Annotated in this window: 23 protein-coding genes; 13 read left to right on the top strand and 10 right to left on the bottom strand. The window is 46.7% G+C overall.

What is annotated here, in order from left to right:
• Positions 1-55: 55 nt before the first annotated feature.
• The 3 genes from eda to ACO05E_RS00990 all read left to right on the top strand — a co-directional run bounded on the left by eda (position 56) and on the right by ACO05E_RS00990 (position 2,835).
• Complete coding sequence (eda, locus tag ACO05E_RS01000) at positions 56-667, top strand: bifunctional 4-hydroxy-2-oxoglutarate aldolase/2-dehydro-3-deoxy-phosphogluconate aldolase (protein WP_419811147.1); 612 nt, start codon at positions 56-58, stop codon at positions 665-667.
• An 82-nt stretch (positions 668-749) separates the two neighbouring features.
• A complete protein-coding gene (locus ACO05E_RS00995; RefSeq protein WP_419811146.1) occupies positions 750-2,510 on the top strand; it encodes a sugar phosphorylase in 1,761 nt (586 codons plus the stop codon).
• Positions 2,511-2,547: 37 nt separating this feature from the next.
• Positions 2,548-2,835, top strand: coding sequence for a putative quinol monooxygenase (locus ACO05E_RS00990; protein ID WP_419811145.1), 288 nt, complete (start codon positions 2,548-2,550; stop codon positions 2,833-2,835).
• Between the two features lie 116 nt (positions 2,836-2,951).
• On the opposite strand, the gene ACO05E_RS00985 is transcribed toward ACO05E_RS00990, so the two are convergent.
• On the bottom strand, positions 2,952-3,518 hold the full coding sequence (locus ACO05E_RS00985; RefSeq protein ID WP_419811144.1) for a hypothetical protein: 567 nt from the start codon (positions 3,516-3,518) through the stop codon (positions 2,952-2,954).
• 319 nt (positions 3,519-3,837) lie between these two features.
• On the opposite strand from ACO05E_RS00985, the gene ACO05E_RS00980 reads away from it, so the two are divergent.
• The 3 genes from ACO05E_RS00980 (at position 3,838) to ACO05E_RS00970 (ending at position 6,534) form a co-directional block, all read left to right on the top strand.
• Positions 3,838-5,115 (top strand): glycosyltransferase family 4 protein, encoded by a 1,278-nt coding sequence (locus ACO05E_RS00980; RefSeq protein ID WP_419811143.1) that lies wholly within the window; start codon positions 3,838-3,840, stop codon positions 5,113-5,115.
• A 105-nt stretch (positions 5,116-5,220) separates the two neighbouring features.
• A complete protein-coding gene (locus ACO05E_RS00975; protein ID WP_419811142.1) occupies positions 5,221-5,829 on the top strand; it encodes a glutathione S-transferase family protein in 609 nt (202 codons plus the stop codon).
• A 234-nt stretch (positions 5,830-6,063) separates the two neighbouring features.
• Positions 6,064-6,534 carry a hypothetical protein gene (locus tag ACO05E_RS00970; RefSeq protein WP_419811141.1) on the top strand — a complete coding sequence of 157 codons (471 nt, stop codon included), beginning with the start codon at positions 6,064-6,066 and terminating at the stop codon, positions 6,532-6,534.
• A gap of 129 nt (positions 6,535-6,663) precedes the next feature.
• Here the strand turns inward: ACO05E_RS00970 and ACO05E_RS00965 are convergent, their stop codons facing one another.
• Both ACO05E_RS00965 and ACO05E_RS00960 read right to left on the bottom strand, forming a co-directional pair.
• Complete coding sequence (locus ACO05E_RS00965; RefSeq protein ID WP_419811140.1) at positions 6,664-7,314, bottom strand: cyclic nucleotide-binding domain-containing protein; 651 nt, start codon at positions 7,312-7,314, stop codon at positions 6,664-6,666.
• 215 nt (positions 7,315-7,529) lie between these two features.
• Positions 7,530-8,849, bottom strand: a complete 1,320-nt coding sequence (locus ACO05E_RS00960; protein WP_419811139.1) for an aspartate aminotransferase family protein — start codon at positions 8,847-8,849, stop codon at positions 7,530-7,532.
• A 504-nt stretch (positions 8,850-9,353) separates the two neighbouring features.
• Here ACO05E_RS00960 and ACO05E_RS00955 point away from each other — a divergent pair.
• From ACO05E_RS00955 to ACO05E_RS00930, 6 genes are all read left to right on the top strand, one after another.
• Positions 9,354-10,739: a B12-binding domain-containing radical SAM protein gene (locus tag ACO05E_RS00955; protein WP_419811138.1), complete on the top strand. Its 1,386-nt coding sequence runs from the start codon at positions 9,354-9,356 to the stop codon at positions 10,737-10,739.
• 202 nt (positions 10,740-10,941) lie between these two features.
• A complete protein-coding gene (locus ACO05E_RS00950) occupies positions 10,942-11,541 on the top strand; it encodes a hypothetical protein (RefSeq protein WP_419811137.1) in 600 nt (199 codons plus the stop codon).
• Between the two features lie 187 nt (positions 11,542-11,728).
• Positions 11,729-11,965 carry a hypothetical protein gene (locus tag ACO05E_RS00945; protein ID WP_419811136.1) on the top strand — a complete coding sequence of 79 codons (237 nt, stop codon included), beginning with the start codon at positions 11,729-11,731 and terminating at the stop codon, positions 11,963-11,965.
• A gap of 173 nt (positions 11,966-12,138) precedes the next feature.
• Positions 12,139-12,408, top strand: a complete 270-nt coding sequence (locus ACO05E_RS00940) for a DUF1778 domain-containing protein (RefSeq protein WP_419811135.1) — start codon at positions 12,139-12,141, stop codon at positions 12,406-12,408.
• Positions 12,405-12,938, top strand: a complete 534-nt coding sequence (locus tag ACO05E_RS00935) for a GNAT family N-acetyltransferase (RefSeq protein WP_419811134.1) — start codon at positions 12,405-12,407, stop codon at positions 12,936-12,938. Before ACO05E_RS00940 ends, ACO05E_RS00935 begins: the two co-directional genes overlap by 4 nt.
• 70 nt (positions 12,939-13,008) lie before the next feature.
• On the top strand, positions 13,009-13,236 hold the full coding sequence (locus ACO05E_RS00930; protein WP_419811133.1) for a TIGR02450 family Trp-rich protein: 228 nt from the start codon (positions 13,009-13,011) through the stop codon (positions 13,234-13,236).
• Between the two features lie 10 nt (positions 13,237-13,246).
• On the opposite strand, the gene ACO05E_RS00925 is transcribed toward ACO05E_RS00930, so the two are convergent.
• The 6 genes from ACO05E_RS00925 to purE all read right to left on the bottom strand — a co-directional run bounded on the left by ACO05E_RS00925 (position 13,247) and on the right by purE (position 16,740).
• Positions 13,247-13,519 carry a Txe/YoeB family addiction module toxin gene (locus ACO05E_RS00925; RefSeq protein WP_419811132.1) on the bottom strand — a complete coding sequence of 91 codons (273 nt, stop codon included), beginning with the start codon at positions 13,517-13,519 and terminating at the stop codon, positions 13,247-13,249.
• Positions 13,500-13,772, bottom strand: a complete 273-nt coding sequence (locus ACO05E_RS00920) for a type II toxin-antitoxin system Phd/YefM family antitoxin (RefSeq protein WP_419811131.1) — start codon at positions 13,770-13,772, stop codon at positions 13,500-13,502. Before ACO05E_RS00920 ends, ACO05E_RS00925 begins: the two co-directional genes overlap by 20 nt.
• A gap of 156 nt (positions 13,773-13,928) precedes the next feature.
• Positions 13,929-14,456, bottom strand: coding sequence for a putative Fe-S cluster assembly protein SufT (gene sufT, locus ACO05E_RS00915; protein ID WP_419811130.1), 528 nt, complete (start codon positions 14,454-14,456; stop codon positions 13,929-13,931).
• A 13-nt stretch (positions 14,457-14,469) separates the two neighbouring features.
• Positions 14,470-15,015 carry a DUF2058 domain-containing protein gene (locus ACO05E_RS00910; RefSeq protein WP_419811129.1) on the bottom strand — a complete coding sequence of 182 codons (546 nt, stop codon included), beginning with the start codon at positions 15,013-15,015 and terminating at the stop codon, positions 14,470-14,472.
• Positions 15,016-15,085: 70 nt separating this feature from the next.
• Positions 15,086-16,177, bottom strand: a complete 1,092-nt coding sequence (locus tag ACO05E_RS00905) for a 5-(carboxyamino)imidazole ribonucleotide synthase (RefSeq protein ID WP_419811128.1) — start codon at positions 16,175-16,177, stop codon at positions 15,086-15,088.
• 68 nt (positions 16,178-16,245) lie between these two features.
• Positions 16,246-16,740 carry a 5-(carboxyamino)imidazole ribonucleotide mutase gene (gene purE / locus ACO05E_RS00900; protein WP_419811127.1) on the bottom strand — a complete coding sequence of 165 codons (495 nt, stop codon included), beginning with the start codon at positions 16,738-16,740 and terminating at the stop codon, positions 16,246-16,248.
• 292 nt (positions 16,741-17,032) lie between these two features.
• Between purE and ACO05E_RS00895 the strand changes: the two genes are divergently transcribed.
• The gene (locus ACO05E_RS00895) at positions 17,033-19,291 is read left to right on the top strand and encodes a PAS domain S-box protein (RefSeq protein ID WP_419811126.1); all 2,259 of its coding nucleotides are present in this window, start codon (positions 17,033-17,035) and stop codon (positions 19,289-19,291) included.
• On the opposite strand, the gene ACO05E_RS00890 is transcribed toward ACO05E_RS00895, so the two are convergent.
• Entirely contained in the window at positions 19,288-21,117 is a 1,830-nt protein-coding gene (locus ACO05E_RS00890) for a long-chain-acyl-CoA synthetase (protein WP_419811125.1), read from the bottom strand. The two genes, ACO05E_RS00895 and ACO05E_RS00890, sit on opposite strands and share 4 nt — an antisense overlap.
• Positions 21,118-21,131: the final 14 nt, after the last annotated feature.

The raw sequence follows: 21,131 nt of genomic DNA, 5'->3' as shown, positions 1-21,131 counted from the left end.
TTCGTTAATAGACTGATAGTGTTTGCTGGGATATGAATCAACAGGAGAAAACACGATGAAGTGGGATTTATGGTTAGAGCGTGCCAAGCCTCTGGTTCCGGTAATTGTGATTGACGATCCGGATCATGCCGTACCAATGGCGCAGGCGCTGGTGGACGGCGGTGTGCGTTTATTAGAAGTCACCCTCAGAACCGAGCATGGCCTGGAAGCGATTCGCACCATCCGAAAAGATGTGCCCGATGCCATTGTTGGCGTTGGAACCGTGACCAGTGCCCGGCAATTTGAAGATGCACTGCATGCGGGCGCTGAATTTGCGGTTAGCCCTGGAATGTCGCAGGAATTACTCGACTGCGCCCGAAATTGGGGCGGCTCTTACCTTCCGGGGGTCGCCACTCCCAGTGAAGTGATGCAGGCCCGCAATGCCGGGTTTAAATATCAGAAGTTTTTTCCGGCAGGAGCGGCAGGCGGCATTGAGATGCTAAAGGCTTTCTCCGGGCCATTTCACGATGTGATGTTTTGCCCAACCGGTGGCGTAGGGGCGGGCAACTATCAGGATTACCTGCAACAGAAAAATGTGTTTGCTGCAGGCGGCAGCTGGTTAACCCCTAAAGAAGCTATTTCGGCACAAAACTGGCAAGCATTAACGGCATTAGCAATCGCCAGTTAAGCGTGCGAATTTAAAGCGTGAATTAATAGCGCGAATTTAAAGTGTTCGTGACAAGCGCCGTAAGAGGGAAAAGGGGAGATGTATGTCGCAGGCCGCCGCCAATCAGTTTACTAAACGATTATCCGCCATTTATCAGGGAGTGATCGACGACAGCCATATTCATCAGATCAGCGAGCGGTTACTGGCGCGTTGCCAACAATTTGCTGAGCAACAAAATAGTGTGGTTGCCGAGCAGGCCGCCAGAGCTACTGACCCACGATGGGATGAACAAGACGTTATTCTGATCACCTACGGCAACAGCATTCAGAAGGCCGATGCCGTACCGCTGCAGACACTGCATCACTTTTTAACGCAATACCTAGCGGACACGGTGAATAGTGTTCATATCCTGCCGTTTTTCCCTTACAGCTCTGACGATGGTTTTTCGGTGATTGATTATCGCCAGGTTAACCCGGACTGGGGAGACTGGCCGGATATTGAAGCTATTGCCCGGGATTTTGATGTGATGGCTGATCTGGTGATTAACCACTGCTCACGTGAAAACCTGTGGTTTATCGACTTTATTGGTAATCGTGAACCTTACAAAGATTATTTTATTGAAACCGATCCGGAACTGGACTTATCTCAGGTCACCCGGCCACGTAATACACCGTTATTATCACCGGTACATACCCATGAAGGAATTCGTCATGTTTGGGCAACCTTCAGCGAAGATCAGATCGATTTAAATTTTGCTAACCCGGAAGTGTTGCTGGAATTTGTCGATATTTTTCTGATGTATATTGAACGTGGCTCGCGCTTTATTCGCCTCGATGCCATCGCCTTTTTATGGAAACAAATTGGCACCAATTGTTTGCACCTGTCACAAACCCACGAAGCGGTAAAATTACTGCGCGATATTCTCGATTACGTTGCCCCTAAAGCGGTATTAATTACCGAAACCAATGTGCCGGTCAAAGAAAATCTCAGTTATTTTGGCCAGTCTGATGAAGCGCATATGGTGTATCAGTTTGGCTTGCCGCCGCTGGTTCTGCATGCCCTGAACCGGGGGAATGCCAGCTTTTTAAGCGATTGGGCGCTGAGTATTCCTAAATTACCGGATGGCTGTACCTATCTGAATTTTACCGCTTCGCATGATGGTATTGGTGTACGCCCGGTTGAAGGCATTTTACCGGAACGTGAAGTACAGGACTTAATTGACTGTATGCACCGCTTTGGTGGATTCGTCAGCATGAAAGCCAATCCGGACGGCAGTGAAAGCCCGTATGAAATTAATATCACGTTGTTTGATGCTTGTATGGGTACCCGCCGTGGTGTTGACCATTTTCAGGTACCGCGCTTTATCTGCTCTCAGGCGATTATGCTGGGAATGCAGGGTATTCCGGCGGTGTATATTCATAGTTTAACGGCAACGCCAAATGATTTAGCCCACGTTGAACAAACCGGGCGAACCCGTTCGATTAATCGCAAAATCTGGGACGAAGAAGAATTAATGTGCCTGCTGGATAATCCGGTGACACCCCAGGCTGAAGTGTTCGCAGAGCTGCGGCGGATGATTGCCATTCGCCGCCAACAAGCTGCGTTTCACCCGCAAGCACGCCAGCAGGTGATTAAAATTAATTCGGATTTATTTATTCTCAAGCGGACTGCATGTGATAAAAGCCAGGTGATTTACGCCATTTCAAATGTCACTGAACGTATTCTGAAATTACCGATGGCCAGTCTGGGTGTGTTGCCCGATGGCTTAAGTGATTTATTGGCGGAGCAGGATGGCACTATCGGTGAGCAACTGTTACTTTCTCCGTATCAAACACGATGGCTGGCTTTTGCCGGCTCGGACTAAGGCCGTATCAGGCCCGGAATGATTACTGAGAAACGTTATGTCAGAACTGATTATTATTGCCCATATTCACGCTAAAGCCGATCAGGTCGATTTTGTGAAGTCCGCGTTAAATCAATTGGTAGCACCGACTCGTGCTGAAGCGGGTTGTCTGCGTTACGACCTGCATCAGGACAATGCTGATAGCACACACTTTATGTTTTATGAGGCGTGGCAGACGCGTGAGTTATGGCAACAGCATATGCAGTCTGAGCACCTGAAGAACTTTTCTGCACAAGCGGGTGGTGCGATTGAGCGGTCTTCGATTTATGAGATGACTACTCTGTAAATATTGAGCTTTAAGCTGAGGTGCCTGAGTATTCAGGCAATAAAAAACCGGTCAGATTGCAGCAATCTGACCGGTTTTTTATTGTGCGAAAGAATTACTCTTCGAGCTGCTTTTTATCAACCTTCAAGCAATTTTACGGCTTTCTTCGAAATAGGCTGATTCGAGTAAGCTAAACCCAGCTTGTTCATATACACCATACGATCCGCTTTTAATGGGTTAATTTCTTCCAGCTCTTTACCGTTGGCCTTGTACACTTCGCCCAGATGCTTGATATAGGCATTGCCCGGTTCCATCAATAACGCCGCGCCACCTGCATCGGTTTTTACCAGTGCATTTTCTTCATCGTTCAGGGTGACTTCAAATACGGCCGGTGTTTCTCCATTGCTGAAATACAGGTTACGGCTTTTGGCTTTTTGGTCTGCCCAGTAGTAAGCCAGCTCTTTGCTCTGCGTCAGAAATACCGGATCTTCGGCGGTAAAGGCAGGTGCCTGAATGGTTTGCAGTGTGCTTTGCATACGTTTCATCAACGCGGCGTCGCCACCACCCACTAAGCCCTGATTGGTAACCGAGGTGATCAGGCCAGAAGACGTGCCGTGATACCACACATTGCTGGTGGTGAAACCATCGTCCGACAGCAGTACTTTTGCGTCCTGGAGATGAGCAGGGGTGTTGAGTTCAGTCATAACAAAAAGTCCGGGCGACAACCGCCATCAAAATAAGCCTATTCAATTGGCCGCGAATCATACCAAGGAATCGGGTATACGTCATAAGCATGGCTTAAATGTCCGCCATAAGTGTGCTTTATAATCTTAGTCGTACAGCATCATCGACACTGCATCGACTACAGGCTCTGTGTACAATGTCGCGAATTTTAAAGGCAGTAGCCAGATATACTTTCAAAGCAGCAACAGGATGTTGCGACCTCCCGGCAGGCACATGGATGTGCCTTCGGGGAGGCGGCTGAAAGTATATCTGGCTACTGAATATGACGATTACTGACTTATGAAAACACTGCTTGTGATTGGCTATGTCTGGCCCGAACCCAAATCCTCAGCGGCAGGCAGCCGGATGCTACAGCTATTACAGGTATTCCGAGGTCAGGAATATCGTATTATTTATGCCTCCCCGGCAGAAGCCAGCGATCACGCTATCGATCTGGCTGATCTGGGCATTGAAGCGCAGCCGATCGAATTAAACAGCCAAAGCTTTGATCAGTTTATTACCAACCTTAACCCGCAGGTGGTGATGTTTGATCGTTTTATGATGGAAGAGCAGTTTGGCTGGCGAGTGGAAAAATGCTGCCCGGAAGCACTTCGTATTCTGGATAGTGAAGACTTACATTTTCTTCGGCATGCCCGTCATGCTGCGCTAAAAGCGGGCAATCAACAAATTATTCAGCCGCCATCGGAATACTTATATTCGGATATGGCCAAGCGCGAGATTGCTGCCATTTTGCGGTGTGATCTGACGCTGACCATCTCCCGGTTTGAGATGGAACTGCTGCAAACCCGGTTTCAGATTCCGGCGGCCATTCTGCATTATTGCCCGTTTATGTGTTCTCACCATCAGGCCGGATTTGATATTCCGTCGTACGAACAACGTCAGCATTTTGTGTCGATTGGCAATTTCCGCCATGAACCGAACTGGGATGCTGTTCGCTACCTGAAGGAGCAGATCTGGCCCGCCATTCGTCAGCAAATTCCCGAGGCGGAGCTGCATATTTATGGCGCTTATCCGCCTAAAAAAGCCACTCAGCTGCATAATGAAAAACAAGGGTTTCTGGTGAAAGGCTGGGCTGATGAGGCGTTACCGGTTGTGGCTAATGCCCGGGTTTTATTAGCGCCATTACGCTTTGGTGCCGGGTTAAAAGGGAAGTTGATTGATGCTGCGCTCTGCCATACTCCGGCCGTGACAACGTCCATTGGCGCTGAAGGGATGTACGGTTCAGATGGAATACAGGATTCGGATGCTAGCCAGGCCGCTGCCATTGCTGATGAACCGGCTCAGTTTGTTGCCAACGCCATCCGGCTTTATAACCAGCCGTATGATTGGTTGTTATCGTCTCAGGGTGCCTCGCGGGTGATTGCCCGATATTTTTCCTACGATGACCATGCAACAGCTCTGGCCGAGGCAGTACAGCGACTGATGACGGAGTTACCGTCGCATCGGTTGAATAACTTTTATGGTGCTATGTTGCGGCACCATAGTTTAAAAAGCAGTCAGTATATGTCGCAGTGGATTGAAGCAAAAAATAAGCTGCAGGCTGTTATGGCACCATGATGTGTTCCATGACTAAAACAATGTGTCGCACTCGATGTTATTGACGATAAAGAGCCGTATGTTGACACTGCTTATCTACATAACAATGAGAAAAAGGATATTTTTATGAAATTTTATGATGCTGAATATGCACCAAGCCCACGTCGGGCACGTATGTTTTTAGCGGAGAAGGGAATCACGAATATCGAATATATTAAGCTGGACTTACCAGCGGGCGACAACCTCAGTGAGGATTTTGCCGCCAAGAACCCAGTCTGCAAAGTGCCGGTATTGGAGCTGGATAATGGCACCTGTATCAGCGAGGTTGCGGCTATATTCCGTTATATTGAAGAAATGTATCCGGATAATCCTCTGCTTGGTCGAACAGCGGAAGAAAAAGCCGTTATTGAAATGTGGGATCGCCGTCTTGAGGCGGCATTTTTATATCCGGCGTTTAATAGCTTTCAGCACAGTACGGGTATTTTTAAAGACCGTATGACACCGGTTGCAGAGTGGGGCGTGGAAGCGCGGAATATTACCGCCAAGTTTTATCCGATTCTGGAAGCACAGCTCAGTAAGCATACCTATGTTGCGGGTGATAATTTTTCTGCCGCAGATATTACCGCGGTGGTGACAGTCGATTTTGCCAAAGTTATTAAACTGCGCGCTGATGAGTATCCGAATATACAGCGCTGGCATGCGCTGATGATGCAGCGCCCGGGGTACGCAGCCTGATCAGGCTGCCATGGCATATCTCTGAGGTATTAAACAGTATATTAATATTAAGGCAATACACCTTTGATATAACAAAGGTGTGTTGCTGATATTTATAAAAATAAATAATTATTTGAATTATTCTTAATATCCGATATGATTCAGCTTCCCACTCGGGGTATATCGTTCTGGTTGTTATTTGACCAGCATCATAATAAAGATGATATCGTTTGATAACTTATATAGAGGTATTCTGTGAGCGTATTTGCCACTGATATTGATAAACAAATCCAGCAACACCAACAAAAAATTGAAGAGCTGGAGCAACTGAAAGTTGATCAGGAACAAAAGTTCGAAGGTATTAAAGAATTTGATGTGCAGATCAAGCGTCTGTGTAATCAAAACAGCCTGACTGAAAACGAGCTGTATGTTTCCCGCTCTGAACAGATTGAAGCCTGGCTGATCAGCATGGCAAAAGCCGATGCGCCGTCTTCAATTTATAAGAATCTGAAAAAGCACTTTGAAAAAGCACTGGCTCGTGAAGCACGCAACGGTGGTAAAGCAGAAAAAGTATCTTCTCTGCCAAAGCCTAAGCTGCCAGTCGGTGTTTATCAAAACCCAGCCACCAGCGAAAAGGTGGAAAAGATCAAACGTAACCCGCGTCAGTTAGACGAGTGGATTGCGGAATACGGTTTTGAAATTGTTAAGACCTGGAAAGTAAGCTAAACACTTCTTACTTCCGTTCTGCCTGTTTGGCAGATAACAATAACCCCCTGATAATAAATATTATCAGGGGGTTATTGTTATCTGAATGGCGTTGTTATCAGAGCTTTGCTGTATCTGAGAGTCGTTGGATCAAAAACTGACCCACTCAGATTCCTGCGGTGCCATTGACTCATTCCAGGCTTTTAATAATTTTGCCAGTTCATGGGTCTGATTATGTAGCTTATGCAGTTCATCAACAGAATTTTTGTCAGCAATTACAATCGGAATTTTTCGCAGTTCAGGCACCAGTGGATGATCGGGTAACTGCATTTTATTACGCTCCAGCGTCCAGCGCAGATTATTTGCCAGCATCCGGAAGAAGGTGATTTTAGTTTTCAGGCTGAACAGAGTGAAATCTTCCAGGTCTGAGAAATACTGAAAGTCGATACCGGCCAGTAGTACCTGCTTATCGCTGACTTTAATGGATGCTGACCGCTTAAAATTCAGCAACATCGCCATCACGCCAAACATTTCGCCGGGATTAATTTCGCCAATTACCTCTTCGTGTTCATCGTCAGCCATTACCAGCAGCTGACCTTTTAACGGGAAATATAAGATATTGGCATCATCACCCTGATGGATAATGATTTCGCCCGGGTCAGCCGTTACAAACTGGCTGACACTCATTAACAGTTCAAACTGGTCTGAATCCGAGTGAATCAGGTCCTTAAAAAAGGTAACACTATTCACGGCACGATGCAGAGTCTCTAACGGGTAATCTTCCTGAGTCACACGACGCATGCTTAAGCCTTGGTTACAAAACACAACAGTCCTGAAATATAGCACTTAGCGGAAGATAACAAAGGGCTGTTAAGTAAATATCTGTCGCAGAAACAGATAATTGTGTCTTACTCCTGATTAAAATCAGGAAACGCACCAAAAACGCTCATAAAAAAAGCAACATTGGCGGCCACCTATGTTGCTTTTTGAGCCTTTATTACTGATAAAACCAGTAATTATTGTGCCGCTAATGCTTCCCGCATCGATTGTTCAGCGACGTTTTCCAGCCAATCAAAATCCATCGTTTTGTGCGCTTCGCAGATAAACCAGGGCTCGCGGGAATCTGGTTCCAGCATAACGCCATGTTTGATTAAATTGTGAGCAAATTCAGTGTACAGATCGCTGTTGGTTTGTTTCCAGTCGCGGTAATTCTGCGGCACGATATTGCCGAGGTGAATACCAAACATAGAGTCTGGGCCGGCAAAGCGGTGATCAACACCAAACTTGTCGAATACTTTTGCCAGAATGCCCTGAATCTTTTTGCCGGTGGCATTGATGCTGTCTAATGCATCAGTATCCCGCAGTGTGCTCAGGGTCGCTTTAGCCGCGCTTAAGGCAATCAGGTTGGCAGTGTAAGTGCCGCCGTGGGTAACGCCACCTTTACCGAAGCTGATTTTATCCATGATGGCGGCTTTACCACCAAAAGCTGCCACCGGGTAACCGTTACCCATGGCTTTAGCATAGGTGGTCAGATCGGCATAAATACCGTACAGCTCCTGGGCGCCACCTTTGGCGACACGGAAACCGGTTTTTACTTCGTCGATGATTAACAGAGAACCGTTCTGATCACAGATATCACGCAGCTTCTGCATATATTCCTGTGTGGAGGCGATGGAGCCACAGTTACCCATGATTGGCTCAATCACGATGGCGGCAATATCATTACCAACGCGGGCGAAGACTTCTTCTAACGCTTCTGCATCGTTCAGAGAAACGGTTTCCAAGTGTTCACGGCTGGCTTCCGGAATACCACCTCCGAACGATTTGATTTCCGGAATGGTGCCAGATTCCGGGTCCCAGCTGTCGACGTCTGGCTTCCACATCATTTCATCGTATAAACCGTGGAAGCCACCTTCTACTACAACTACTTTGTTTCGGCCGGTGTAGCCACGAGCAGTACGAATCGCGCCCAACACCGCTTCGGTACCGGAGTTGGCGAAACGCATCTTCTCGATTTGCGGACACATGGACTTCACCAGCTCGATCACTTCGGAATCCATCGCAGTTGAGAAGCCGGTCATGGTGCCGATGTTCTGGATGCTGTTGATGACCGCGTTGTCGATACGCTCATCGCGGTAACCCAGGATGATAGGGCCATAAGCCAGACGGAAATCAACAAAGGTTTGCTCATCTTCATCCGTGATGGTGCAACCTTTCATATTCTTCACAAATACAGTGTTTTCGTCGCCCCAATAGCGGTAGCTGTCGGCAACGCCCATCGGCATATGAGTGTGAGCGGTAGCCAGCAGGGCATCGCGATTGGGTTTGTGGCTCATGGTATATCCTTGAGAGTGTGTAACCGCAGGGGCTGTATTAAAAAGCCGCGATTATAACGTGGGAATAGAGAAATATAAGGGCTAATCAGCCTGGTGTGTGACATAGGAGGTGTCATGGCTGTCAGGGGGGTGGGCTGTTTGATGAGGGGGCAGTATGCCCACCGAGTATTTGGTAGGTGTCTAGCTGCCATTGTCTGATGGCTAAATTAGTGATATTTTTAGTAATAGATAAATTTATTGGCTACTGAGTTTGATTGCGGTAGTCGGAATGTGCGGCTAAGCACATCAGTCGAAGGGAATTTTTGCCAGGGAAGATTTCAGCTTGAAATCAGTTTGTATCCGAGTGTGGGTCTATCACTGAATATTCTATCTATTGAAAACCTTTATGTCTCGCAATTATCTGTATTCTATTTAAGGGTGGTATAACTAATCCTGAGATGAAATTTCCGAAGTGGCATTGTAATTGATCGACTTGATTGTGCGTCTGATTTTTTAGGGGATGGAGTGAGTAGTCAGGTTATTTTTGTTTCAGCAGGTTTAGATAAACCAAAAAAACGTGATAATGTCTTAGCGCGCCGGCAGCAATACTTGAATTATGGAGCGTTAACTCTAGCAACTATTCTTGATAATAATGGTTATGATGTGAAACTATTTCATGGTGGTCACTCAGAACCAGAGGAGTTTTCAAATGAGCTCCATCAAAACGGTTATTTAAATTCTAGTTTTCCATTGATGTTATCAATGCAGAGTTTATATGCTCTGTCTTGGGCTCAGAATTTCACACGAAGAGTTAAGTTTCTATCACCGGAAACAAAGATAGTTCTTGGTGGTAGATGGGTCATTGGCTCAGATCCTCATTGGATAAAGATGATGCTTCCATTTGTTAATGAGATCGTTGAAGGCCTTGCAGAGGATAGAATAGTTAGACTTACTGAAAGCCAAAACCCTACGTATATTCCTATTCAAAGAAGTTCTGCTGTTCCATTTGTTCTTAATCATCATCTAGTTGATGGTTTTAAAGAATTTCAGCCAAATGTAGAAGCATCTCGTGGCTGTGGAATGGGGTGCTCATTTTGCGAAGAACGAGATGTACCTCTTACTCCGTTAAAAGCTCCAACTTTATTAGCGCGACAGCTTCAAGAAGTAGCTTCGCAATATGATGACTTCCAAGTCAGGCCTTATGTTCAGTCATCTTTCTTTGCTCCAAATTTGAAATGGTCTGAAGACTTTGCAGAAGCTGTTAATAAATTCGAGAGGAAGATAGATTGGCGTTGTGAGTCACGAGTTGATTCAATTAAGCCAAATTCAATTTCATCACTAGCCAGTGGTGGACTCAAGGCAATTGACCTCGGCTTGGAAAGTGCTTCTCCTTCTCAAATACTAAAAATGCGTAAATCTAAGAATCCTGATAAATATTTACGCTTGGCGTCAGAGCTGATTCGAGAATGTAGGAATAATGATGTTTGGGTTAAAGTAAATGTTCTTCTTTATGCTGGTGAAACCCAAAAAACATATGAGGAAACTATAGCATGGCTGGATGACCATTCAGATTGTATTAAAGGGGTTTCAGTTGGCCCAGTAGTTGTGTTCGGATCTCCAAAATCTTCTGAAGGGTATGTTTCTAAAATTATTGAGGATGGTGGAGCTTTGGTTGATAGAAATCAGTTGCATAACACAGGCGTAGGTCATGTTCACCCAAGTTCATGTATCTCTTCAGATGATGCAGAGGGCTTAAGTTTGGATGCAAGTCGAAGGTATATGACCCAGAGGGATTACTTTGACCTTAAGTCATTCTCATACTATCCAAGGAGCTATACTTACGAAGCATTTCTTTCTGATATTAAGGTTAATGGAAACCATAACCTACCGTTTGTATGTGTTGAAGGATGATTAGCTTATTTGCGTATTAGGCTGATTTGATCATGCCGTTGTTTGATAGGGTATATTATGGTGTACCCTTACTAAACTGAAGTTAGCGAAGATGTACACTAGAAACGAGACTTTGTATAGAAGTGTCTAAAGTGGAGTTTTCGTTACTAAATCTACTTGATTAATGATTTATTACTATCTCCCTTAATTGACGGAGATAGTAATGTCTATATTGAAAAATCATTCATTTTCCAAGCTTGAGATGGCAGATGCTACCAAACAATCGATTGAACTGATATCAATGCCTGCGATATTTTCTTTTTGCCTTTCTTTTTTAAGTATTATTTCAGATAAACACGTAGAGACGTTGTTGGCTGTTGCTGTCGAAGAGTTTCTGCAGATTATCGGTATTGTATTAACTTTTTACTCTTCCGTATTTTTTGCTGGTTTGTCTATGATCCTTATTCGATTTGGCTTTGTTCGTGAGCTATTGAATTGGATTACAGCCTCGATCTGCAAATGCGGATTCAATTTCACAGCAGTTGTTGTTGGTGTCTTTTTGGGCTTAGCTATTCCAGTCTGGATTCAAACTGGAAGTGTCAACCAATTCTTCGGATTTTTGTTATTAGTTTTATGGTTTAGTGGTTTTCAGTGGACCTACTATTTTATTTCAGTACTTGTTCATGATGAAATTAAGGAACCGGAAAGAAGCTATTTCGGCATTAATGTTCAAGATCTTTTAATAGCTCTTGGTGTAATTTTTGTATTAATTTCATTCTTTGGTATTTATACAGAGCGTTGGCCTGGCGTCTTTGGGGCTTAAAACGATCATTATGACAGCCCACTTTAGTGGGCTGGAATTATCCAATATATTGGTATTCATACTAATGCAGGCATTTTTCAAAAATCCAAGGGCGGAAAAATGAAAAAAATCCACATCACTATACCAACTCATTCAATCGAACAGAGTATTGCCGATTACTCCGATCAGCTTAGGCTGCCATCCTTGCGTGGTGGTTTCTGATCAGTATGCATTATGGCGTACCGATAACCTGAATTTATCAATTCGACAGAATGTAAATGTTCCAGCAGGCGAACTCCGGCATCTTGGGTTTGAAGACCCAGATGCTCGTGAATTTGTAACCTCAACCGATGTAAACGGTATTTTGTGGGAGCAATTCAGCTTCGAGCAGCAAGCCCAGGAGATTGCAGAGACATGGCCGGATGCGGCGATGATGCCAATATAATAAAACTTCATAATGGAACCTCGCTCAGTCAGGGGGCTGATGTGCTTGGTGTATGAATCCGGCAAAGCCTGCTAGTTACTATTCTTCCGTAAAGCTTCCGTACAAATTGTATAGATTCCATATTTGCTCTACAATCTCATTGTTACGGAATACATCCGTACGTAGGAGGTTCTATGGCAACAGCACGTTTAGATATTCGCCTTGACGAAGAGGTTAAGGCAAAAGCAGAGAAGGCATCGGCTTTACTCGGTCTGAAAAGTCTGACTGAGTATATTGTTAGGCTTATGGATGAAGATGCTACACAAGTGATTGCGGAGCATGAAAGCATTGTCGTGAAGGACAATGTCTTCGATGAATTTATGGCGGCTTGTGACAAAGCAGCTGCGCCTAATCAAGCATTACTGGAAGCCGCACAACTCGCAGATAAGAGTGGCATCAAGTGAGCTGGGGAAATGAGTTCGTCGAGCTGAATAAATCCGAGCACGATCGCAACTCATTTGATTGTGGTGAGCCAGAGCTAAATACATTTATCAAAACTCAGGCTGCAAAACATATGCAGGCGGGTATCAGCCGAACTATGGTTTTACCCAGTGCTCTGCCACTACTTAATCAAAAGTATGCTATTTGTGCCTTTTACAGTGTTGCTGCGAGTTCAATCAGTCGAGAGACGTTACCTGCGTCGTTAGCGAAGAAATTACCTGGGCATCCGGTTCCTGTATTTCTTATAGCCCAGTTGGCTGTTCATAAAGAATTTCACGGTTCCGGGTTGGGCAAAGTTAGTTTGATTCGTGCTTTAAATTACCTTTGGCAAGTGAATCACCATATGAGAGCGTATGCGATTGCAGTGGACTGCCTTACAGACTCTGCACAGGCATTTTATAGGAAGTTCGGTTTTGAAGTTCTGTGTGAGCATAATGGTCGTATTCGTATGTTTTTGCCGATGAAAACAGTGGAACAACTTTTCTGCAAATAAGTTGCGAATATAACAAATGTCATACTAACCATCGCTCATATTGTAAAGCGATATAGACCCATAAACTCTTATGGTATTACCGGTGAATAAAATCAATCCAAAAAAACTCCTCAACAGCAAATGGACTGCTGTTAAACCGCAAAACAAAGAAAAGCATTTTATGATCACGGAAGTCGAGTTCGACGAAGAGGGAGAAGTCATTCACTGCTTAATCGAAGCGGTGATGACCAAAAATGAACGCGCTATTGACTGGCAAGACCTGAAAGATAACAGTCAATGGCAGCAGGGCTGGAAGTAATTTTTAGTCTCTAGTGCTGGTCGTAATGGCCGCCAATGGCGAAAATATAAATCGATTTATCATCGTACTTATAAATCAGCCGATCTTTCTGAGAAATTCGTCGTGACCAAAGGCCAGTGAGGTTGTGTTTCAGAGCTTCGGGTTTGCCGATGCCGGTTGTTAGGTCATCTGAGCGCAGCATTTCTTTAAGCAGTTTGCACAGCGCCTTATGTAGCTTCTTATCTTGTTCACGAAGCTGTTCGTATTTTTCCCAGGTGCGGCCCTCAAATACCAGTGATTTCATTCAGCTCGTCATCCGTGGGCTGGTAGCCTTGCTGGCTGGTATGGGTTGTGAGTGAATCGCTGATTTGTTGCATCAGATCCCGGTTTTGCAGTATGTGCAGGCTTTCTTGCTGGCGTTCCCAGTCCTCAGCGCTGATCACTACAAAATCTTCACCGGCACGGCGTGTGACTTTAACGGGTTCATGATCGCTGATGGCTTTCTCTACCACCGTCTTCAGGTTGTCCCGGAACTGATTGACACTGATCGTTTCCATAATAATATCTCATGTACGGTAACTCCGTACGATTATGGGGAGGGAGGGTAGTAGCGTCAAGCCAGAGCTATAAAGACAGCGGCCTATTTGCCGCTGCTGTTTAATCGTTCCCACGGAGAGCGTGAGAACGAGGTTGGGGTTGGTCGCTGATGATCTTCAGAAGAATAAGCCCGCTTCCAGCTGAGCTTCTTCGGTCATCATCTCTTTGCTCCATGGCGGATCAAATACCAGCTGCACTTCAACACCGGATACGTTGGGCACTTTGGCCACCCGGTATTTTACGTCCGAGATTAATACCGGCCCCATGCCACACGTTGGCGCGGTTAAGGTCATGCGGATATTCACCTGAGTGCCGTCAATATCGATGCCGTAAATCAGGCCCAGATCCAGCAGATTGATCGGAATTTCCGGATCAAAAATAGTGCGTAATGCCTGTTCAATCTGATCTTTATGAACGGCGTTATCGCCGCGGTCTTCAAACTGAATTTCTTCCGCTTCCAGGCCTAACGCCGCAGCATCGGTGCCGTCGACACGCATCATATTGCCATTCACGGTAACGGTGTAGTTGCCGCCTAAGGCCTGATTAATGGTGACAAAGGTGCCAGCCGGAATAAGTGTCGGTACACCAGAAGGAACCTGGCGGGCGGGGCACTCTTGTTGTGCCACTACCATTCTTTTTTCCATTATTGTGCTCCTGTTACCACATCAGGTCGTCTGGAATCTGATACGCCGCGTACGGATCATCTTCTTCCAGTTCGGCACTTTGATTTTCGGCGATATAAATAAAGAGTTGTTCGTCACGCTGGCGGATTTTCTCGGTAACCGGTACCGGAATGACTGCATGACTTTTGCCCTGAGCAATAATGGCAAGCTGGCCGCGGCTTAAGCGATCCCAGATAGCCTGATCAACGTACACTTGTTTGATCTTTTTATCGGCACCGACAAACTGATATTTGATATCACCTTGTTCGCTGATAATGGCGTTGGTGTCGATCAATTGTTTGATCTGTGCCTGAATGGCTTTTTGCTGCGCTTCGGCTTCACGCTTCAGATTCAGTTCGCGGTCTTGCTCGGCTTTCTTCTGGCGTGCGGCTTCGGCTTTTTGTTTGGCGACATCCAGCTCATTATCCTGGCCGGTGCGTTGCAGGTGTTCCTGCTTCTTCATTGCCTTAGCGTTTTTTTTGGCCTTTTTCTTATCAACCAGGCCGGCGGCTAATAACTGCTCTTGTAGAGATTTTGCCATTGAAGGGTCTCTATAGGTTTCGTAAGTGTTCAGCCGCCTAGTATATCAAAGAGCGCCAGCGTTTTAGCGCTTAGTTTTTTGGCGGCCATACGCCCGCAGGCATAACGTCTACCAGTGCATCAATGGTCAGATCACGCTCTTCAACGCTGTCGGCTACCACGGTGATGTGACCTAGCTTGCGCGCAGGGCGGGCTTCTTTGCCATACGAATGGCGATAGGCATTGCTCAGGCTGTCGGCTTTGATGGAAGAATCTTCTTCACCAATCACGTTTAGCATGGCAACTGCCGGGTATTTGGAATCGGTATTGCCCAGTGCTTTGCCGCTTAATGCCAGCATATGGTTGCGGAACTGGCTGGCTTCGGCACCTTCTATCGACCAGTGGCCGGAGTTATGAACCCGAGGCGCGACTTCGTTTGCCACTAAACCTTGTTCGGTCTCGAACAGCTCCAGTGTGATGGTGCCGACGTAATCCAGGCTGTTGGCCAGATCGCGAATATAACGCTCAGCGATTTGTGCTTTTTCTGCGGATAAGCCAGCGGCTGGATACAGTGAGTAGCGCAAAATGCCTTCGTGGTGCACGTTTTCAGTCATCGGCCAGACATTGATGTTGCCATCGCGGTCGCGGCTGGCAATCACAGAGGTTTCGCGTAAGAAAGGCACAAAGGCTTCGGCGATCAGTTCACGGTTGCCAATGGTGTTCCAGGCTGGCTCGGCATCTTCTGGCGAGCGTAAAACAAACTGGCCTTTGCCGTCGTAACCTTCGGTGGTGGTTTTCATCACGATCGGCAGGCCTAGTGTTTCGATGGCCGTGTGTACATCCGCCAGCGAATTCACCGCACAGAAGTCTGCGGTATCAATACCGGCAGCACGTAGCGCGTTTTTTTCCAGTAAGCGGTTCTGAAAGATTTTTAAAGCCTTCAGGCTGGGGAAGACTTTGCTTTTCTCATATTGTGCTTCGTGGGACTCTAATTGAGCAACGATATTGGCCGGGATGTTTTCGGTCTCGTAGGAAACGATATCCACGCCCTTGATAAAGGCGTTTAGTTTGCCTTCTTCATGGGCACGTAAATCGTACAGGGCGATTTCCAGATCACTCAGATCAGTGACACTGGATGCTAACATCTGGCCTAACTGACCATTACCTAAAATACCAATTTTCATCGGAGCTCTCGTTGCTAATCAAAGTTGAAGTTAATCAGAGCTGAAGTCTTATTTGTTATGCCAGCGGATTATTCAGCGCTGCGTGGATCTGGCTGAGACAATACGGTATCGGTTTGTTCCGCACGGAAGGCATCAATACGCTGCAATAAGTTGTTATCCGAGGTCGCCAGAATCTGAGCCGCTAACAGTCCTGCGTTCTTGGCACCGGCATCACCAATGGCCAGTGTGCCAACGGCAACACCACCCGGCATTTGAGCGATGGATAACAAGGAGTCAATGCCATTGAGGGCACGGCTTTTTACCGGAACGCCCAGTACTGGCAGGGAAGTTTGGGAAGCCGCCATACCCGGCAGGTGTGCAGCACCACCAGCGCCAGCAATAATCACTTTAATACCACGGCCTTGTGCGCTTTTGGCGTAGTCAAATAACAGGTCAGGTGTACGGTGTGCGGATACCACCTTCACTTCGTAGGCGACGCCCAGTTTATCCAGCATGTCGGCCGCGTGTTGCATGGTTGGCCAATCGCTCTTGGAGCCCATAATAATTCCGACGGGTGCAGTCATGATGACCTCTTCTGTATATCGCTAGGCAAATTTGAAAGGCGCGCATTCTATCACAAAGATCTACGCTCCAGCAGTTGTAGAGTGCTGATAAATAACAAGAAAATGACGCCAAAAGCTGACCGGTTAGTCTATAAAATGACATAAATTGTCCTTCTCTAAAAAGGCAGATCTCCACCTTTAAAGTATGGTTATTATTTGTTATGTTTTTTGTCAAGATGGCTCAAATAGTCTAATTGTCGTAAATGAGCTGATGCCCATTATGGAGTTACCCCAAAGGAAGCAGGTCGCTGTTATGCCAAAAACAGGTCTTTATCAAAAAGTGCGTGAAATGGTGTCTGGCATTCAGCCCAAAGACAGCCCGGAGCTGTATCAGGCAATGGTCGATACTGCCGCTGCTGGTATGGTAACCATTGATGAGCAGGGCACGATTCAGGCTTGTAATCCGGCGTTATGCCGTATTTTTGGCTATGAAACCGATGAACTGATTGGTCAGGCGATTGAAACCCTGATGCCGCGAGCCTATGCCCGCCACCATCAGGCCCATCTCGACCGTTATCGCGAGCAGGGCGAGGCAACGGTGATGGGGCGCGGCCGCGAGGTAAAAGCGTTACGTAAAACCGGCGAAGAATTCTCCGTACACTTATCTGTCAGTGAAATGACCTTTGCCGGAGCTCGTTGTTTTACAGGCGTGGTGCACGATTTATCCGCCGCTATGATTCAGGCCCGCCCGGGTTATAACGATCAGAGCTGGATCTCCAATGTATTGGATCACACACCAGCATCACTGACGGTGAAAGACAATGACGGGCGTTACCTGTTATTAAACCGTAAAGCTGAGCAGTTGTTTCAGGTAAAGGCCGATCAGGTTGTGGGTCACACGGATGCAGAATTATTCGACCCGCACTGGGCGAACACCGAAAGGCATGTTGAACAGGATGTGATTCGCAGTGGCTGTTCCCGCATCAATATTCAACCGATTGTGTTGCAGCAACAGGACTACACCTTATTGGTCAGCAAAACCCCGTTGCACGATGCCAGCGGCCACTTATTAGGAGTGGTGAGTTTATCACTCGACATCAGCGCTTTATCGTCACTGCAACCACACACTTCGCCCTCCGATGCTGAAATGCTTGATCTGCTGCCACAGGCGTTAGCCCTGGTGGCCGACAATGGCGATATTCTTCAGGCCAATCAGGCGTATGCCCAGCGTTTCGGCATGAATGCCGCAGCATTACAGAACTGCAATCTGAATGTGGTTGAAAGCGATCGGCTGGTAGCCGAGTTTCAGCAACTCGTGGCGGGCGTAACGCCGTTTGTGGATGTGGCCGAAGCGGGGTTAGCGGCGCTGCGTTTACAAAAGACCCGGCTACGCGATCAGGTAGTGATTCTGCTGAGCGAAACCAGTTTCGCTGCTGAGGAAGAAGACGCACAGACAATGGAGGCGCCAGTGGCGTTAACCAATAACGCTCACTTTATTGCCAGCCTCAGTCACGAATTACGCACACCGTTGAATTCAGTGATTGGTTTTAGCCAAATTCTTAAAAACGGTGATCTCAATCGCTCTCAGGCAGAAGCGGTGGGCATGGTAGAGCGTGCCGGTAAACACCTGGTGGCTCTGGTGGATCAGGTATTAGATCTGATTAAACTGGAAGGCAATGTCTATGATATTCAGCACGAGGCGTTTGCGTTACAGCCGGTGATTAATGAATGTCTGGAGTTAGTGTCGTCCATGCGTCAGCGGGTTGAAATCCATCAGGCAGTCACTGTGGAATCTCCCTGGCTGAGGGCCGATCGCATTCGGGTAAAACAGATTTTACTGAATCTGCTGACCAATGCCCTGAAATACAACCGCAATCATCACGATATTTGTCTTGAAGTGAATGCAACGGCCGATGGCCGGCTGGAGCTGAGTGTGATTGACCAGGGGCTAGGCATTGCCAATGAGTATCATGATCGGGTTTTTCAGCCGTTTGAGCGTTTGTCGGCCAGTAATTCGCTGATCGAAGGAAATGGACTGGGTTTGGTAATTTGTCGTCAGCTGGCTGAGCAGATGCATGGTGAACTGAACTTTACCAGCGTTGTCGGGCAGGGCAGTACGTTTACTCTGACGTTACCGGCAGCAGATCCTTTGTATGGTGGCTTTTCGACAGTGAATTCGCCATCGTCGGAGACGCAGAGTGTCTCGCTGGATGCTTTGCAGCGGGTGCTGTATATCGAAGATAACGCCATTAATGCCCGGTTTGTGGAGCTGGGTTTTCAGGCCAATGAACAGGTGGATATCACCATTGCCAGCACTGGCAAAGAAGGCGTGGATAAAGCCATCGCTCAGACTCCGGATGTGATTTTACTGGATATGCGCCTGCCGGATATTCACGGTCTGGATGTGTTAAAACAATTACGCCAACAACCTCAATTACAACACGTCAGAATTTATGGCGTTAGCGCCGATGCATTACCGGGTGATATTCATGCGGCGAAGGACGCCGGGTTAGATGGCTATATGACCAAGCCCCTCGATCTGCATCAGTTAAATGCGATGATCTGCCATTAAAAAACATTGCCTTGTTGCACCTGATGCTCAATGGCCGGAGTTAATGGCTGATAGTGTTTCCCTCTGGGGAGTAATAAATATACCGGCTCGTTGAACTGAGATTGTAAGAACGACGCTTGTTGCAGTGCACTTTTTTTATATTTAAAGGTTCCGGTTATTTCCTGTTGCGGGCGAATTCGTAAAAATAATGGCACGGCATAAGCCGGAAGTTTTTTCTGCAGGTGTTGGGTCAGTGCCTGCCAGTTGATCGTTTGTTCGCTTGTATCGAGTGTGATGGCTGCCATACCGGCACGGCCATCACAGCCGGGCAGGGTAATCCCATAAACCACAGCATGACTGATGTCCGGATAATCCATTAATACCGCTTCTACTTCGGTTGTTGCTACGTTCTCGCCTTTCCAGCGAAAGGTATCGCCCAAACGATCAACAAAGGCAATATGTTTGTAGCCCTGATGTAACACCAAATCTCCCGTGTTAAACCAGCAGTCGCCGGGTTTAAAAACATGACGAAATAATTTTTTATCGGAAGCGTTGGAGTCTGTATAACCTTCAAATGGCTGTTTCTGATTAACCTCGGTAATTAATAATCCGGTTTCACCTTTTGCGACCGGTATCATAAAACCGGACTGATCCAGAACCGGCGTATCGTCTTCAATACTGTATTGCACGATGGCGTAAGGTAGCGGACAAAATCCGGCGGTCTTATCCAGATTAAAACTGTTGGTAAAAACCAGATTGCATTCACTGGCGCCATAAAATTCATTAATGTGTTGAATTCCAAAACGTTGTTTAAACGCCATCCAGATATCTGCCCGCAAGCCATTACCAATCATTACCCGGATTTTATGTTGCTGGTCGAGGTTGCTGTTGGGTTGATTTAATAAATAACGACACAGTTCTCCGATGTAACAAAAAGCGGTGGCGTTAACCCGGCGAATATCATCCCAGAAGCGACGCACACTGAATTTACGGGCCAGTACCAGAGTGGCTCCGGCCCCTAATACGGCAGCCAGCGAAACGGTTAACGCGTTGTTGTGATACAACGGCAGAGCAAGGTACAGCACATCTTTTCGGGTTAATCGTATCGAGGCTAAGCCCATGCCCGCCATGGATTTATACCAGCGGTAATGGCTCATCACAGAGGCTTTGGGCAGCCCTGTTGTGCCGGAAGTAAAAATGTAATAACACGGTTGGCGCATCGTTATCAGTCGGGTTGAATCCGGGTTGTGATCTGGTTGTTGCCGCAGTAATGGTTCAAGTTCCTGATAGTGGTCGTGCGATGGGCATGGATCGGCGGAGCTGGTGTCGCGGATCAGATAGAGTTGCTTGTTGAGTGTATTATCCAGCTGTGGCCTGATTTCGCTGATATTGTCTGACAGCTCTTCGCCAATCAGCATTAAGCTGGGTTTCACCAGATTAATGCTATGAAGCAATACATCTCCTCGTTGAGCCGTATTCATCATGCTGGCAATGGCGCCTAACTTAACACTGGCTAACACGGCGATCAGTGTTTCGGCCCGGTTTTCGGCCAGAATGCCGACCGTGTCTCCCATGCCGATTTCCTGGCTGGCGATAAAATGTGCCAGGCGATTAACCTGCTGATTCAGTTGCTGGTAACTGAAACGACGCTCCTGATCAATCAGGGCAATATGTTCTGGTTGTTTGCGGGCCTGCTTTTCCAGTAATAAACCAATCGATTTTCTGTGTTCTGGCCGACTGCTGGCTAAAATATACAACCCTTTGGCGATGATGGGAGCGTCCTTTAGTTGATGTATCAGCTGACGCAGAATATTGATTAAGGAAACGGGTCTGGCGGTGAGGGGCATTATGATGTTCCGAA

Origin of the sequence: Bacterioplanoides sp., assembly GCF_965226395.1 — a bacterium.
Classification (GTDB): Bacteria; Pseudomonadota; Gammaproteobacteria; order Pseudomonadales; family Oceanobacteraceae; genus Bacterioplanoides.
This window is presented reverse-complemented; position numbering and strand designations above follow the sequence as displayed.

Bases quoted from the DNA above. Each gene is read 5' to 3' on its own strand.
- ACO05E_RS00910 (WP_419811129.1), bottom strand. From the start codon at position 15,015: ATGGCAAAATCTCTACAAGAGCAGTTATTAGCCGCCGGCCTGGTTGAT.
- ACO05E_RS00990 (WP_419811145.1), top strand. From the start codon at position 2,548: ATGTCAGAACTGATTATTATTGCCCATATTCACGCTAAAGCCGATCAG.
- ACO05E_RS00965 (WP_419811140.1), bottom strand. From the start codon at position 7,314: ATGCGTCGTGTGACTCAGGAAGATTACCCGTTAGAGACTCTGCATCGT.
- ACO05E_RS00940 (WP_419811135.1), top strand. From the start codon at position 12,139: ATGGCAACAGCACGTTTAGATATTCGCCTTGACGAAGAGGTTAAGGCA.
- ACO05E_RS00930 (WP_419811133.1), top strand. From the start codon at position 13,009: ATGGTATTACCGGTGAATAAAATCAATCCAAAAAAACTCCTCAACAGC.
- ACO05E_RS00950 (WP_419811137.1), top strand. From the start codon at position 10,942: ATGTCTATATTGAAAAATCATTCATTTTCCAAGCTTGAGATGGCAGAT.
- ACO05E_RS00960 (WP_419811139.1), bottom strand. From the start codon at position 8,849: ATGAGCCACAAACCCAATCGCGATGCCCTGCTGGCTACCGCTCACACT.
- ACO05E_RS00895 (WP_419811126.1), top strand. From the start codon at position 17,033: ATGCCAAAAACAGGTCTTTATCAAAAAGTGCGTGAAATGGTGTCTGGC.
- ACO05E_RS00975 (WP_419811142.1), top strand. From the start codon at position 5,221: ATGAAATTTTATGATGCTGAATATGCACCAAGCCCACGTCGGGCACGT.
- ACO05E_RS00905 (WP_419811128.1), bottom strand. From the start codon at position 16,177: ATGAAAATTGGTATTTTAGGTAATGGTCAGTTAGGCCAGATGTTAGCA.
- purE (WP_419811127.1), bottom strand. From the start codon at position 16,740: ATGACTGCACCCGTCGGAATTATTATGGGCTCCAAGAGCGATTGGCCA.
- eda (WP_419811147.1), top strand. From the start codon at position 56: ATGAAGTGGGATTTATGGTTAGAGCGTGCCAAGCCTCTGGTTCCGGTA.
- ACO05E_RS00995 (WP_419811146.1), top strand. From the start codon at position 750: ATGTCGCAGGCCGCCGCCAATCAGTTTACTAAACGATTATCCGCCATT.
- sufT (WP_419811130.1), bottom strand. From the start codon at position 14,456: ATGGAAAAAAGAATGGTAGTGGCACAACAAGAGTGCCCCGCCCGCCAG.
- ACO05E_RS00890 (WP_419811125.1), bottom strand. From the start codon at position 21,117: ATGCCCCTCACCGCCAGACCCGTTTCCTTAATCAATATTCTGCGTCAG.
- ACO05E_RS00985 (WP_419811144.1), bottom strand. From the start codon at position 3,518: ATGACTGAACTCAACACCCCTGCTCATCTCCAGGACGCAAAAGTACTG.
- ACO05E_RS00920 (WP_419811131.1), bottom strand. From the start codon at position 13,772: ATGGAAACGATCAGTGTCAATCAGTTCCGGGACAACCTGAAGACGGTG.
- ACO05E_RS00980 (WP_419811143.1), top strand. From the start codon at position 3,838: ATGAAAACACTGCTTGTGATTGGCTATGTCTGGCCCGAACCCAAATCC.
- ACO05E_RS00925 (WP_419811132.1), bottom strand. From the start codon at position 13,519: ATGAAATCACTGGTATTTGAGGGCCGCACCTGGGAAAAATACGAACAG.